Source organism: Streptomyces sp. NPDC047081, from assembly GCF_040643775.1.
Lineage (GTDB): Bacteria > Actinomycetota > Actinomycetes > Streptomycetales > Streptomycetaceae > Streptomyces.
The window spans coordinates 35,871-49,394 of record NZ_JBEYUY010000028.1; the positions used below are offsets into that span (position 1 = coordinate 35,871).

Below are 13,524 nucleotides of genomic sequence, written 5' to 3' on the forward strand. Positions count from 1 at the left end.
GACCGCACATGACGGGCCGTCAGACCCCGGTGGCCATCGTGGGCATGTCGGTGCTGCTGCCCGGCGCCGCCGGCCTGGACGCCTATTGGGACAACCTGCTGCACGGCAGGGACGCCATCTCCGAGGTCCCGGACGGACGTTGGGACACCGACGCCTACTACCGGGAAGGAGCGGCGACCGGACAGGCCGTCGCCGAGCGGGTGTACTGCCGGCGCGGCGGTTTCGTCGACGCCCTGGCCGAGGTGGAGGTCACCCGGTTCGGGATCATGCCGAACTCGGTGGCCGGCACCGAGCCCGACCAGCTCATCGCCCTGCACGTGGCCGCCCAGGCCCTCGCCGACGCGGGCGGCGAGGGCCTGCTGCCGGACCGCCGGCGCGTCGGCGTCGTCCTGGGCCGCGGCGGCTACCTCACACCCGGCCTGGTCCGACTCGACCAGCGGGTCCGTACAGCGGGACAACTCGTCCGTACCCTGGGCGAGTTGCTGCCGGACCTGACACCCGGTCAACTCGACCGTGTCCGCGAGGCGTTCACCGACCGACTCGGCACCGACAGCCCCGAGAACGCCATCGGCCTGGTACCCAACCTCGCCGCCTCCCGGGTCGCAAACCGCCTCGATCTGCGCGGCCCCGCGTACACCGTGGACGCCGCCTGCGCCTCCTCGCTGGTCGCCGTCGACCAGGCGGTCACCGAACTCGCCGCCGGGCGCTGCGACGTGATGCTCGCCGGGGGAGTGCACCACTGCCACGACATCACCCTGTGGAGCGTCTTCTCCCAGCTGCGCGCCCTCTCCCCGAGCCAGCGCATCCGCCCCTTCGACCGGGGTGCCGACGGCATCCTGATCGGCGAGGGCACCGGCATCGTCGTCCTCAAGCGCCTGGCCGACGCCGAACGCGACGGCGACCGCGTCTACGCCGTCATCCGCGGCACCGGCGTGGCGAGCGACGGCCGTACCGCGAGCCTCGTCAACCCGGACTCGTCCGGCCAGGCCCACGCCGTACGCCAGGCCTGGCACGCCGCCGGTCTCGACCCGGCCGAACCCGGCTCCATCGGTCTTCTGGAGGCCCACGGCACGGCCACCCCGGCCGGCGACGCGGCCGAACTGGCCACGCTGGCCGAGGTGTTCGGCCCGGGAGAGAGGAGCGGTGGACGAGAGCACGCCGTCATCGGCTCGGTGAAGTCGATGATCGGCCACACGATGCCCGCCGCCGGGGTGGCGGGCCTGATCAAGGCCGCCCTCGCCGTCCACCACGGCACATTTCTGCCGACCCTGCACTGCGACGACCCCCACCCCGCGCTCACCGCGACCCGCTTCCGCCCCCTGCGGAAGGCCGTGCCGTGGGAGACCACGCCCGAGCGGCCGGTACGGCGGGCCGCGGTCAACGCGTTCGGGTTCGGCGGCATCAACGCCCACGTGGTGTTGGAGGAGCCGCCTGGTGCGCACAGGCCGCGCCGCGCCAAGGCCGTCGTGACCGAGCCGGAGAAGACGCTCCTGCTCGCCGCCGACGACCCCGAGGAACTGGCCCGGCTGCTGGACGCCTCCGACACCGCCGTCCTGGCCGCCGGCCTCGACGACCGCCGTACCCACGCCGAGGTCGGCGGCTGCCGACTCGGTGTGGTCGAGCCGACCGCCAGGAAACTGGCCCTCGCCCGCAAGGCGGTCGCCAAGGGACGCGCATGGCAGGGCCGGAGTGATGTGTGGTTCTCGCCGCGACCGCTGGAGGGCGGGCTGGCGTTCGTGTTCCCCGGCCTGGAGGGCGAGTTCGCGCCCCAAGTCGACGATGTCGCCGCCCACTTCGGTCTGCCCGGCATCCACTCCGGCGCCCAGGTGGCGGACGTGGGCCGGCACGGCCTGGAGGTGGTCGCCGTCGGCCGGCTCCTCGACACCGCGCTGCGCCGCATGGGCGTCGTGCCCGACGCGGTCGCCGGGCACAGCGTCGGCGAGTGGACCGCTATGGCCGCGGCCGGCCTGCACTCCGCGGACGATGTCAGCGACTTCATGGCCGCCTTCGACCCGGACAGCCTGAACGTCCCCGGACTGTCCTTCGGGGCGCTCGGCGCGCCCGCGTCGCGCGTCCTCGCCGCACTCGACGAGGAGGGATGGGCGGCGGCCGGAGTCGTGCTGTCCCACGACAACGCGCCGAACCAGTCCATGGTCTGCGGCCCGGACGAAGCGATCCAGGCGGTCGTACGGTCCTTCCGGGCGCAGGGCGTGATCGCCCAGGTGCTGCCGTTCCGCTCCGGGTTCCACACACCGATGCTGGAGCCCTACCTGGCCCCCATCGAGGAGGCCGCCCGCCAACTCCGGCTGCACCCGACGACGGTACCGCTCTGGTCCGGGACGACCGCGTCGCCGTACCCCCAAGACGAGGCGGGTGTACGGGAGTTGTTCGTCCGGCACCTGCTGGAGCCGGTGCGCTTCCGGCAACTGGTGGAGGGGCTGTACGCGGCCGGACACCGCACCTTCGTCCAGGTCGGCACCGGGCAGCTCGGCTCGCTCATCGGCGACACCCTCGCCGGTCGCGACCACCTCGTCGTGGCCGCCAACTCACCGCACCGCTCGGGCCTCGCGCAGCTCCGCAGGGTGGCGACCGCCCTGTGGACCACGGGCGCGGCGGTCGCCCCGGCCCTCGCCCCTGCCCAGGCCTCGCCGCGGTCGACGCGGCCGCCGGTCCGGCTCGACCTCGGTGGAGCCCTGGTGTCCCTGGACGGCCCGGCGCTCGCGGAACTGCGCCAGGCCCTTCGCCCCGCCGCCGCGTCGATGGACTCCTCGCCACTGGACACGCTTGCCACGCGCTCCTCGGCCGCTGCCGAACTCTCCGCCCTGCTGCGGGACACGGCGGCGACGGCCGCGGAGCTGATCACCGCAGGCGCACGACGCCCGACCGCACTGGCGATTCCAGCGGCCCCTGCCCCGCCCGTGCCTCCGGGCCCCGTGCCTCGTCCAGCCCCGCCCCAGGAGTACCGCAGCACCGTCCACGTGTCCACCGACACCATGCCCTACCTCCTCGACCACTGCTTCTTCCGGCAGCGCCCGGGCTGGCCCGACGTGGCCGACCGGTGGCCGGTCGTGCCTGCGACCACGATCGTGCACCACATGATGGAGGCGGCCGAGCGGGCGGCCCCCGGCAGGCGGGCGGTCGCCGTGCACGAGGCCCGCTTCGACCAGTGGCTGACGGCCACCCCAGCGGTCGACGTACCGGTCACCGTGACCGCCGACGGCCCCGACCGGCTCACGGTCGCCTTCGGCCGCCAGGCCCGCGCCGTCGTCCAACTCGCCACCCTCCACCCGGCCGTACCCCCGACCCCCTGGCGCACCGACCCCACCACCGAACGCCCTCCCGAGGACACCGCGGACCGGCTCTACAGCGAACGCTGGATGTTCCACGGCCCGGCATTCCAGGGCGTCACCGAGCTCACCGCGATCGGCGACTCCCACATCCGAGGCGTGATCACGACACCCGCCGCGCCCGGCGCCCTCCTCGACAACGTCGGCCAGATCCTCGGCTACTGGATCATGGCGATCCGCACCGAGCGGACCGTCGTCTTCCCCGTCCAGACACGGCACATGCGGTTCTACGGCCCTCACCCGGCCCCCGGCACGGAGGTCGCGTGCCTCGTGCGGATCACCTCCGTCACCGACACGGAACTCGAGGCCGACGTCCAACTGACCGTCGCGGGACGGGTCTGGGCGGAGCTGACCGGCTGGCAGGACCGTCGCTTCGACAACGACCCCAAGACCCGACCCGTCGAACGCTTCCCCGAACGCAACACGCTCTCCGAGGCCCGGCCCGGCGGCTGGATGCTGCTGCACGAGCGCTGGCCCGACCTCGCCTCCCGCGAGCTGACCATGCGCAACCTGCTGAGCGGCGCGGAGCGTGCGGAGTACGCCGCCCACCCGCCACGCGGCCGCAGACAGTGGCTGCTCGGCCGGATCGCGGCCAAGGACGTGGTACGGCGGTGGCTGTGGGAGCACGGCGAGGGACCGGTCTTCCCGGCGGAGGTCCGCGTGCGCAACGACGCGTCAGGGCGCCCGTACGTCACCGGCCTGCACGGCCGGACCCTGCCCCCGCTGGATCTGTCGCTGGCCCACCGGGCCGAGGCGGCGGTCGCGATCGTACGGCCGCGACACGAAGACGCCGGTCCCGGTCCCGGTATCGACATCGAGGAGGTCGTCGACCGCGACCCGGCGACCTTCGCCACCGCCCTCGCCGCGTCCGAACTCGCCCTGCTGCGGGAGCTGTCCGCCGCCACCGCCGAGCCGGAGGCGCTCTGGTTCACCCGGTTCTGGGCCGCGAAGGAGGCGGTCGCCAAGGCGGAGGGCACCGGATTCGCGGGCCGGCCCCGCGACTTCACGATCCTCGAAGTGGCCGACGCGGCAGGGCTGTTGGTGTCCGGACGGCAGAAGGACGCCTACCTGGTGCGACACGAACGTACCGCCAATCCGCCGGGACTGCCGGACCGGAACTACGTCGTGGCCTGGACGACCGGCCCGGCCACCCCCGCCAAGGAGACGGACGACCGATGACCCCTCCCACCGCCACCGACGAGGACGCGGTCCTCGCCGACATCGCCGGCCTGCTCACCGCCCTCCTCGAAGACGAATACGGGCTGGACGACGTCGAGATCGGCATGGCGACCACCTTCAACCGCGACCTTGAGCTGGAGAGCATCGACCTGGTGACCCTCGCCGGCCTGCTGGAGGAGAAGTACGGCCGGCAGGTCAACTTCGCCGAGTTCCTGGCCGGGATGGAGTTCGACGAGATCATCGAACTCACCGTCGGCCGGCTCGTCGAGTACGTCGTGCACAGCCTCAAGGTCGCGGAGGCGGGCTGAGCCATGGCGATGGTCGACACCCGTCAACTCCGGTTGCACGTACAGCGGATGGGGCCACGCGACGGCCGTGCGGCGACCGCAACGGTCGTGCTGGTGCACGGGCTGCTCACCGACAGCCTGGCCAGCTACTACTTCACCGTCGCCCCCGCGTTCGCCGCGGCCGGCCTCGACGTCGTGATGTACGACCTGCGGGGCCACGGCCGCAGCGCACGCCCGTCGAGCGGCTACACCCTCGACGACAGCATCGACGACCTGGAGGCACTGCTGGACCGCCTGGAGGTGACCGGCCCGGTCCACCTCGTCGGCAACTCCTACGGCGGCACGGTGGCCTTCGGCTACGCCGCCCGACATCCGGAGCGGGCGGCCAGCGTCACCCTGATCGAGTCCGAACCGGCCACCGCGGCCTGGGCGGTGAAGCTCGGCGGCATCCTGCGGCGCGTCCTGCACGAGCTGGCGTACAACGAGACCGACGCGCTCACCTGGATCACCGCCCACCGCGGCCACAACACCGCACGCCTGGCCAAGGGCGCCGCCCGGCTCGCCAGGGAGAGCACCCTGGCACGGGACATCCCCGCCAGCCGGGTGCTCACGGAGGACCGGATCCGAGCCGTGCGCTGTCCGGTGCTCGGCGTGTACGGCGGCGACTCCGACCTCGCCGAACTCGTGCCGTGGCTGGAGGAGTTGCTGCCCGACTGCCGGACGGTCGTGGTGCCGGGGCACGAGCACTCGGTGCTGGTGGAGGCGGCGGGTGTGGTCGGCGGGCACATCCTCACGCTGATCGACGGGGTGCGCGCGGCCGAGGCCGTCGTCCGGTGAGCCGATTCCTGTTCGTCCTACCGCCGTTGACCGGGCACATCAACCCGGCGGTGGGGGTGGCGGCCGAACTGGCCGCGCGTGGGCACGAGTGCGCCTGGGTCTGTCCGGACCCCGGCCTGATCCACCGGTTGGCGGGCCGGTCCGCGGTGGTGTTCCCGTGCGAGGGGCCCGTGCCGGGCGCGAGGGACGGTGTCCGGCCACCTGACATCCGGGGCCCTGAGGCGCTGAAGTTCCTCTGGGAGCGGTTCCTGGTGCCGCTGGCCGAGGAGATGGCACCCGGGGTGCGGGCGGCGGTGGCGGACTTCGGGCCCGATGCCGTCGTGGCGGATCAACAGGCCCTGGCCGGTGGGCTGGTGGCCGAGCGGCTGGGTCTGCCGTGGGCGACCTCGGCCACCACTTCCGCGGAGTTCGCGGACGCCCTGGCTGGCATACCCAAAGTCGCCGACTGGCTCGACGGAGTCCTGCGCGGGCTGCGCGCCCGCATCGGCGACCCGGCCGGGACCGCCGACCCGCGCTTCTCCCCACACCTCGTCCTCGCCTTCAGCACACCGGAGTTGGCCGCCCCCACGAGGCACGCGGAGCGGATCCGCTGGGTGGGGCCCTCGATCGGACACCGCCCGGCCGCGGCCGGCTTTCCCTGGCACCGGCTCGACCCGGGCCGCGCCATGGTCCTGGTCACCCTCGGCACCGCCAACACCGACGTGGGCGCGCGGTTCCTCGGCGAGTGCGTGCGGGCGCTGCGCGAACGGGCCGACCGCGTGCAGGGGGTGGTCGTGGATCCGGGCGGCGCGCTAGGCGCGCCCGACGACCAGGACAAGGACGTACTGATCCTGCCCTCGGTGCCCCAACTCGCCTTGCTGGAAAGGGCGCAGGCGGTGGTCTGCCACGGCGGCCACAACACCGTGTGTGAGGCCCTGTGGCACGGCGTCCCCCTCGTCGTGGCCCCGATCCGCGACGACCAGCCGGTGGTGGCCGCACAGGTCACCGCGGCGGGCGCGGGCGTCCGGGTGCGCTTCGGCCGGGTCACCGCCCCACGGCTGGGCGCCGCCCTGGACGCCGTACTCGACGACCCCGGACACCGGACCGCCGCCGACCGGATCCGTACGGCGTTCCGTGCCGCCGGAGGCAGCCGCGCGGCCGCCACCCACCTGGAGCGACTGGCCACATCCGCCAAGGAGGACACATGAGCGACGACCGGGCCACCCCGCCGCGCGGCCGCAGCGAGCAGGTGGCCGCGCTGCGCCCCCGCTATACGGCCGACCTCGCCGACGGCCTCGACCGCTTCTTCGAACCCCGGCGCGACACCTGCCCGTGGTGCGGCTCGGACCGGCTGACGACACGGCTGCGCACCACCGACCTGATCCAGCACAAGCCCGGCCGCTTCGTCCTGGACCGCTGCCGGGAGTGCCGGCACACCTTCCAGAACCCGCGCCTGAGCGAGGCCGGACTGGAGTTCTACTACCGGGACTTCTACGACGGACTGGGGGAGAAGCAGCTCGGCCGCACCTTCGGGGGCCGGACGAAGATGTACGTCGGGCGGGCCCAGTCGCTGCTGCCGTTCGTCGACACGCCCAAGAACTGGCTGGACGTCGGCACCGGACACGGCCACTTCTGCGAGGCGGCCCGGACCGTCCACCCCGGCACGTCCTTCGACGGCCTGGACTTCACCGACGGCGCCGAACTCGCCGAGCGGGCCGGCCGCGTGGACCGCGGCTACCGGGGCGCCTTCCCGGAACTGGCCGGCGGACTCGCCGGCGGCTACGACGTCGTGAGCATGTTCCACTACCTGGAGCACAGCACGGACCCGGCCCGCGAACTCGAGGCGGCGCACCGGGCCCTGCGCCCCGGCGGCCATCTGCTGATCGAGGTCCCGGACCCCGACAGCCGCTACGCGAGCCTGCTGGGCCGCTGGTGGCTGCCCTGGCTGCAGCCGCAGCACCTCCACCTCATGCCCGTGCAGAACCTGCGCCGCCGACTGCGCACCCTCGGCTTCACGGTCATGGCCGGGCAGCACGCCGAGCCGCACGACCCCGTCGACCTCCTCGCCGCCGTCTGGCTGGCCCTGGACGCGGCCGCCCCGCGCGACGACCTGCCGTGGCTGCCGGCCCCGCCGACCGCCCTGCAGCGCACCCTGCGGGCCGCGACCGTGATCGCCGGCATTCCGGCCCTGGTGCTGGGCACGCTGACGGACCGCTTCGTCGTCAGGCCGCTGGCCCGGCCGCTGGGCCTGGCCAACGCCTACCGGCTGGTGGCCCGACGCGACTGAGCCCCACGCAGGACCCGGCACTCCGTGAGCGCCGGGTCCGCCGGCGTGTCCGTCCGGGCGGACCGTCAGAAGACGGTGCCGAGGTCCTTGCGGACGATCGTCTCCATGCTGTGCTCGGCGAGCGCCGCGATCGTGTACGACGGGTTGCAGGCGCCCGTGGAGCCGGGGATGCGGGCGCCGTCGAGGACGTAGAGGCCCTTGTGCCCGAGGACGCGGCCGTAGAGGTCCACCGCCCCGCCCATCGGCACGCCGCCCAGCGAGTGCCAGGTGGAGGGCGCGGTGGCGTTGGTGTCGAGCATGAGACCGCCCCCGGCCGCCGCGACGGCCTCCATCCGGGCCGTGATCAGGGCCTGGAGCGCCGCGTCCGCCGTGGACGGCCAGGTCAGCACGGCGTCGTCCTTGTCGGCGTCGTACGCCCAGGTGCCGGCGCCGTCGACGATGCCGTACCCGACGACGGTCAGCAGGGTGGCGCCCGAGACAGGCGCGGGCGAACCCGCGTGCACGATGGTGTACGGGATCGGGCTGCCGGAGTCGGTGGCGCCGATGCAGGCAGGGCCGCCCTGCTGGGTGCCGGCGTCCCCGTTCGGGTTGAGCCAGGCCCAGATCCGGTCGCCGTTGTTGCCCCACTTCGTGCCGACCGCGTCCGGCAGATCCGGGACCAGCCCTTTGGCGCGGGACTTGACCAGCAGCCGGGTGGTGCCGGGCGAGCCCGCGTTGAGGAACACCGCGTCGGCGGTCACGCTGATCCTCTCCTGGACCGCGCCGCCGGTGTCGATGCGGTCGACGGACAGCACCCACTTCTTGTTCGCGTCCAGCGCGAGATCCCGTACGACGTGCAGGGGTGCCACCTCCACCAGACCGGTCGACTCGGCCCGCGCGAGATAGGTGACGTCGATCGAGTGCTTCCCGCCGTTGTTCACCCCGAAGGCCACGTCGCTGGTGGTGTACGTCGGCTCGTAGCGGCCGGCCAGCTCGCCGCGGGCGTACTCCCAGCCGATGGGCAGCGGCACCTTGAACGGGGTCAGGCCCACCTTGGGCAGCACGTCCCGGAACAGCCGCGAGGACTTGTAGGGATCGGAGGCGAGCAGGTCGTCGGGGACGGGGGAGATGCCCAGCATCCGGGAGACGGTCGGGTACGACACCTTGTCCAGGTAGTCGTAGAAGTCCGCGGCGAGCGGGATGGAGCGGGCGAAGTTCGCCTTCGTCGGCTGCAGCGTCATCCCGTGGTACGTGATCGAGCCGCCGCCGACGGCCGCGCCGACGTTGGCGGTCATCCCGTTGCCCTCGACGGCCTCGATGACGCCGGTGTAGGGCGTCCAGGTCTTGTCGACGCCGCCGACGATCGAGTGGTCGGTCAGCCACGCCGAGCGGTTGTCCATGTTGGCGAAGCGGCAGAACGTGGTCGCGTTCGGGCCGGTGACCCAGCGCCGGCCGCGCTCCAGGACCAGGGTCTTCACCCCGGCCTGCGCCAGCCGGAGGGCGGTCACACCGCCGCCGAAGCCGGTGCCCACGACCACGGCACGGGCCCGCAGTTCGGTCATGTCGGCCCGGACGGTCGCGGTGGTGGAGGCCCGGGCGGTACCGGCACCGCCGAGCGCGACGGCGCCGACGGCCGCGGACGCGCCGAGCAGACGACGGCGGCTGATGCCGGAAGGGGACGGGGAATGAGCGGAATTACGGGACATGGGGGACTCCCGTTGGGGCGGACTGATCGGGGAATGTCGCGACTGCGACAGGAAGGGGGGCTCCCCGGCGGCGGACACCGCGGGAACCCGCACGGCCCGGCCGACGAACGCCGTGCTTCACGGCCGACCTCTCGATTCCCTCCGGGCGCACGCGGATCGCGCTCACCCGAAGTCACCCCCGTGATTGAACGCCCCACCACGCACGGCCGCCCACCTCATCCCGCTGACCGGGATCGGCCCCCGCTTGGGCTAACGTGGGGAGAACCCGACGACCAGGGGGACGGTGTGCCGAGGACCGCTGAACCGCGACAGCCCGCCGCACCGGTGTCGCGCCGCCAGCAGGCCCGCAGGGTGGCCATCCTCCGCGCCGCCGGCGAACTGGCCGCGCGGGACGGCCTCGCCGGGGTGCAGATGCTGGACGTGGCCAAGGAGGCGGGCGTCGCGATCGCCACGCTGTACCGCTACTTCCCGTCCAAGACCCACCTGTTCACCGCGGTCCTCGAATGGCACATCGAGACGTTCCTGGAAGGGCACGACGAAACCCCCGCCGACAGCGGCACGGCGGACCCGGCGCAGGACGTGGGCGACACCCTCATCGCCCTTACCGTGAAACTCCTGGACAGCCCCCTGCTGGCCTCCGCGGTGGCGATGTCCTCCTTCACCGAGTACGCCGGCACCACCCCGACCCGCTACGACATCGCCGGAAGCTACCTGGGACGCACGGTCTTGCAACTGCTCGGAGTCCACGAACCCGGCGAAGAGGACCGCAGCACGGTACGGCTTCTCATCTACTGCTGGTGGGGCCTGTTCGTGGCGGCCCAGACCGAGGAGATCTCGGTCCAACGGGTGGAAGCGGACCTGCGGTTGGCCGTACGACTGATCCTGGCGCCGTACGCCACAGGCTGAACACGGCCTCCCGCACGCCTTCAACAAACCGATCCTGCATGCCTCTTGGTCTGCGGACCGCGGCGTTGGTACTTTGGCACCGGCGCCAAACTGAAATACATTTCAGTTTCACCAGGGAGGCACCGACGATGACGTCTGCCCTTCGCCCTGCCCCGGGAATCGACGTGGAACAGCACCCGCTGCCCCCGTCGATGATGGAACGAGTAACGCTGATCATGGACCTCTTCGAGCACCCGCAGACCAGGCTGACGCTCGAAACGGTCTCCCGCTGCACGGGCCTGCCCCGGTCCACCGCCCACCGGATACTCGACCAGCTGGTCCGGCTCGACTGGCTGCACCACACCGTCTCCGGCTACCTCCTCGGCCCGCGCGCACTGGGCCTCGGCGGGCGGGAGATCGCGCACAGCACACTGCGCGCCGCCGCCGCACCCCAGCTCCTCGAACTGGCCGTGCGTACCAAGATGGTGGTCCACCTGGCCGTGCTGGACGACCCCGAGATCTACTATCTCGACAAGATCGGCGGCCGGGCCGCGGTCGACATCCCGTCGCGGGTCGGCGGCCGGGCGATCGCCCACTGCACGGGACTGGGCAAGGCGATGCTCGCGTGGCTCAGCCCCGAGGAGATCGACGCCCGGTACGCCCAGGTCATCGAGCGCCGTACCCCGCAGAGCATCGGCCGTCTGGACGCCCTGCACCGGGAGTTCGGCATCATCCGCCGCCGCAACGGCCTGGCCGTCGACCGCGGCGAGTGCTTCCCGGACATCGCCTGCGTCGGCCTCGCCATCCGCGGCCCGGACGGACCGGTGGCGGCGATCTCGGCGGTGGGCGCGGGTGATTCCGCGGTGGAACGGATCGCACCGCTGGTGGTCGGCGCGGTGCGGTCGGTGTCCGAGGAACTCTTCGGCACGGCGCGCCCTCAACCCCCTGAAGCGATCCGGCCGTTGCTGCCGGGCTGAGCCGCGAGTTCCTCGACCAGCTTCGCGATCCTCGCCCGTTTGGCGTCGATCCCGCGCATGATCAGCCGCAGATGGACCGACGACTCGGGCACCGCGCTCTCCAGCCCCTCCAACTGCTGCCGGGCGTGGGCGAGTTGGACTCGTAGCCGCTGTGCGCGGTCCGGCGGCGGGGGAGGGAGTGAGCCGTTGAAGACCACGTTGTACTTGGGATGCTCGGCCCATATCGTCTCCCGCTCGGCCGCTTCGGGATCGTCGGGGTAGTCGATCCGGACCCCTATGACGTGGGCTGCCCACGCCTGCTCCCTGAGGTGTGTCCGCACGCGCGTGAGCGGACTGACCGAGATCCCGACGTAGAGCAGCCCCTCGGGGCCGTAGAGCCGGTACAGGGCGGTCCGGCCCGCGGTGTGCAGGCTGCCCTCCTCGTCGAAGAGGGCGCGCAGGAACTGCGTGTCGATGCGGGTCATGCCGGCGCCTCCTCGCCTCCGCCGCACTCGCAGGACGCTACGTCCTCACGCTCTCACGCGGGTCTGACAATGCCCCGGCCTCACGTGACGGCCGGGACGCACCGGGTTGAGCTCGCGCCGGCGGGATACCCGGCGGCCATGGCGAAGCTGCATCTTCCGAGTCGGAAGCCCCAGAACGCCCGCGACGACCACCCGGACACCCGGGTGCCGGCTCCGCAGGAGGCCGGGCCGGACGAGGAGGTCGAGCGGGCCGCGCCCGACACGCCGACGAAACTGCCGAAGGGGGCCCGGGCCGCCGTACTCAAAGGCACCTTCAAGGAGTTCAGGGACGACGAGCTCGCCGACCGGGCCGCGGCGCTGACGTACTACGGAGTGCTCTCCCTGTTCCCGGCCCTGCTGGTGCTGGTCTCCCTTCTCGGGGTCGCCGGCAAGTCGGCCACCGACAAGGTGCTGTCCAACCTCAGGCAGCTCGCCCCCGGTCCGGTGCGCGACATCGTCACACGGGCCGTGGAACAGCTGCAGAACAGCGCCGGGACCGGCTCCGTGATGGCCCTGGTGGGCATCGTGGTCGCGGTGTGGTCGTCGTCCGGGTACGTCGCCGCCTTCATCCGTGCCGCCAACGCCGTCTACGACATGCCGGAGGGACGGCCGGTCTGGAAGATCCTTCCGGTACGGCTCGGGGTGACCGTCGTACTCATGGTGCTGGCGGTGATCAGCGCGCTGATCGTGGTCTTCACCGGCGGGCTCGCCCGTCATGCCGGGCAGGCGCTCGGGATCGGCGACACCGCGCTGACGGTCTGGGCGATCGCCAAGTGGCCGGTCCTCGTGCTGCTGGTGACGGTGATGCTGGCGATCCTGTACTGGGCCACGCCCAACGCCAAGGTGAAGGGCTTCCGTTGGATCACCCCGGGCAGCCTGCTGGCCCTGGTGATCTGGCTCGCCGCCTCCGCGGGCTTCGCGTTCTACGTGGCTCAATTCGCGACCTACAACAAGACCTACGGCACCATGGCCGGAGCCGTCGTCTTCCTCGTCTGGCTGTGGATCAGCAACCTCGCGGTCCTCCTGGGCCTGGAGTTCGACGCGGAGAGCGTCCGGCAGCGGGCCATCGCCGGCGGACATCCGCCGCAGGCCGAGCCCTACACCCAGCCCCGCGACACCCGCTCGTGGGACGAGTCCGACCTCCGCCGCCTGGACGACGTCTAGCCCGCTGCCGACCCGCATCTGTTCAGCCGGTGCCTGCACCCCGATCCGCGAGTGCGTGGTGTTACACGGAGGAGTGCGTGTCATGACCAGCCCAGCGCCGAGCGCCTCTCGAAGAGACGCGTGCGGAGGACCTCGTCCAGGCCACGCTGGCCAAGATCTGTCTGCGCTGGCATCACATACGTACGTTGGACGCACCTGACCAGTACGTCCGACGCGCCCTGATCAACAACAACATCACCCGGCAGCGGAAACGACGGGTCGTACACTTCCTGACCCCTCAACTGCCCGACCCCCGAAGCGAGTCCGGGGACGAGAACCACGACATCAGGTCCGAACTGTCCGTCGCGCTCGCCACGCTGCCGCCACGGTCACCGGGATCCGCCCGCCCGTGTCC

At 72.4% G+C, this 13,524-nt stretch carries 10 protein-coding genes; 8 read left to right on the forward strand and 2 right to left on the reverse strand.

Going from position 1 to position 13,524, the window contains the following annotated elements; translation table 11 throughout:
* Nucleotides 1-8 precede the first annotated feature (8 nt).
* Genes ABZ848_RS38225 through ABZ848_RS38245 form a run of 5 tightly spaced genes read left to right on the forward strand, consistent with a single transcriptional unit; the run spans nucleotide 9 to nucleotide 7,916 of the window.
* On the forward strand, nucleotides 9-4,526 hold the full coding sequence (locus tag ABZ848_RS38225) for a beta-ketoacyl synthase N-terminal-like domain-containing protein (protein WP_360839465.1): 4,518 nt from the start codon (nucleotides 9-11) through the stop codon (nucleotides 4,524-4,526).
* Nucleotides 4,523-4,834 carry an acyl carrier protein gene (locus tag ABZ848_RS38230; RefSeq protein WP_360839466.1) on the forward strand — a complete coding sequence of 104 codons (312 nt, stop codon included), beginning with the start codon at nucleotides 4,523-4,525 and terminating at the stop codon, nucleotides 4,832-4,834. The genes ABZ848_RS38225 and ABZ848_RS38230 overlap by 4 nt, the downstream gene beginning before the upstream one ends.
* Nucleotides 4,835-4,837: 3 nt before the next feature.
* Nucleotides 4,838-5,650, forward strand: a complete 813-nt coding sequence (locus tag ABZ848_RS38235; RefSeq protein ID WP_360839468.1) for an alpha/beta hydrolase — start codon at nucleotides 4,838-4,840, stop codon at nucleotides 5,648-5,650.
* Nucleotides 5,647-6,837: a glycosyltransferase gene (locus tag ABZ848_RS38240; protein ID WP_360839469.1), complete on the forward strand. Its 1,191-nt coding sequence runs from the start codon at nucleotides 5,647-5,649 to the stop codon at nucleotides 6,835-6,837. The genes ABZ848_RS38235 and ABZ848_RS38240 overlap by 4 nt, the downstream gene beginning before the upstream one ends.
* A complete protein-coding gene (locus tag ABZ848_RS38245) occupies nucleotides 6,834-7,916 on the forward strand; it encodes a class I SAM-dependent methyltransferase (protein WP_360839470.1) in 1,083 nt (360 codons plus the stop codon). Before ABZ848_RS38240 ends, ABZ848_RS38245 begins: the two co-directional genes overlap by 4 nt.
* A 65-nt stretch (nucleotides 7,917-7,981) precedes the next feature.
* Here the strand turns inward: ABZ848_RS38245 and ABZ848_RS38250 are convergent, their stop codons facing one another.
* Complete coding sequence (locus ABZ848_RS38250) at nucleotides 7,982-9,601, reverse strand: GMC oxidoreductase (RefSeq protein WP_360839471.1); 1,620 nt, start codon at nucleotides 9,599-9,601, stop codon at nucleotides 7,982-7,984.
* A 285-nt stretch (nucleotides 9,602-9,886) separates the two neighbouring features.
* Between ABZ848_RS38250 and ABZ848_RS38255 the strand changes: the two genes are divergently transcribed.
* Both ABZ848_RS38255 and ABZ848_RS38260 read left to right on the forward strand, forming a co-directional pair.
* Nucleotides 9,887-10,507 (forward strand): TetR/AcrR family transcriptional regulator, encoded by a 621-nt coding sequence (locus ABZ848_RS38255; protein WP_360839472.1) that lies wholly within the window; start codon nucleotides 9,887-9,889, stop codon nucleotides 10,505-10,507.
* 191 nt (nucleotides 10,508-10,698) lie between these two features.
* Nucleotides 10,699-11,463: an IclR family transcriptional regulator gene (locus ABZ848_RS38260; RefSeq protein ID WP_360839663.1), complete on the forward strand. Its 765-nt coding sequence runs from the start codon at nucleotides 10,699-10,701 to the stop codon at nucleotides 11,461-11,463.
* Here ABZ848_RS38260 and ABZ848_RS38265 read toward each other — a convergent pair.
* The gene (locus ABZ848_RS38265; RefSeq protein ID WP_360839473.1) at nucleotides 11,424-11,927 is read right to left on the reverse strand and encodes a GIY-YIG nuclease family protein; all 504 of its coding nucleotides are present in this window, start codon (nucleotides 11,925-11,927) and stop codon (nucleotides 11,424-11,426) included. The genes ABZ848_RS38260 and ABZ848_RS38265 overlap by 40 nt on opposite strands.
* Before the next feature lie 138 nt (nucleotides 11,928-12,065).
* Between ABZ848_RS38265 and ABZ848_RS38270 the strand changes: the two genes are divergently transcribed.
* Nucleotides 12,066-13,130 (forward strand): YihY/virulence factor BrkB family protein, encoded by a 1,065-nt coding sequence (locus tag ABZ848_RS38270; RefSeq protein ID WP_360839474.1) that lies wholly within the window; start codon nucleotides 12,066-12,068, stop codon nucleotides 13,128-13,130.
* The last annotated feature ends 394 nt before the right edge of the window (nucleotides 13,131-13,524 follow it).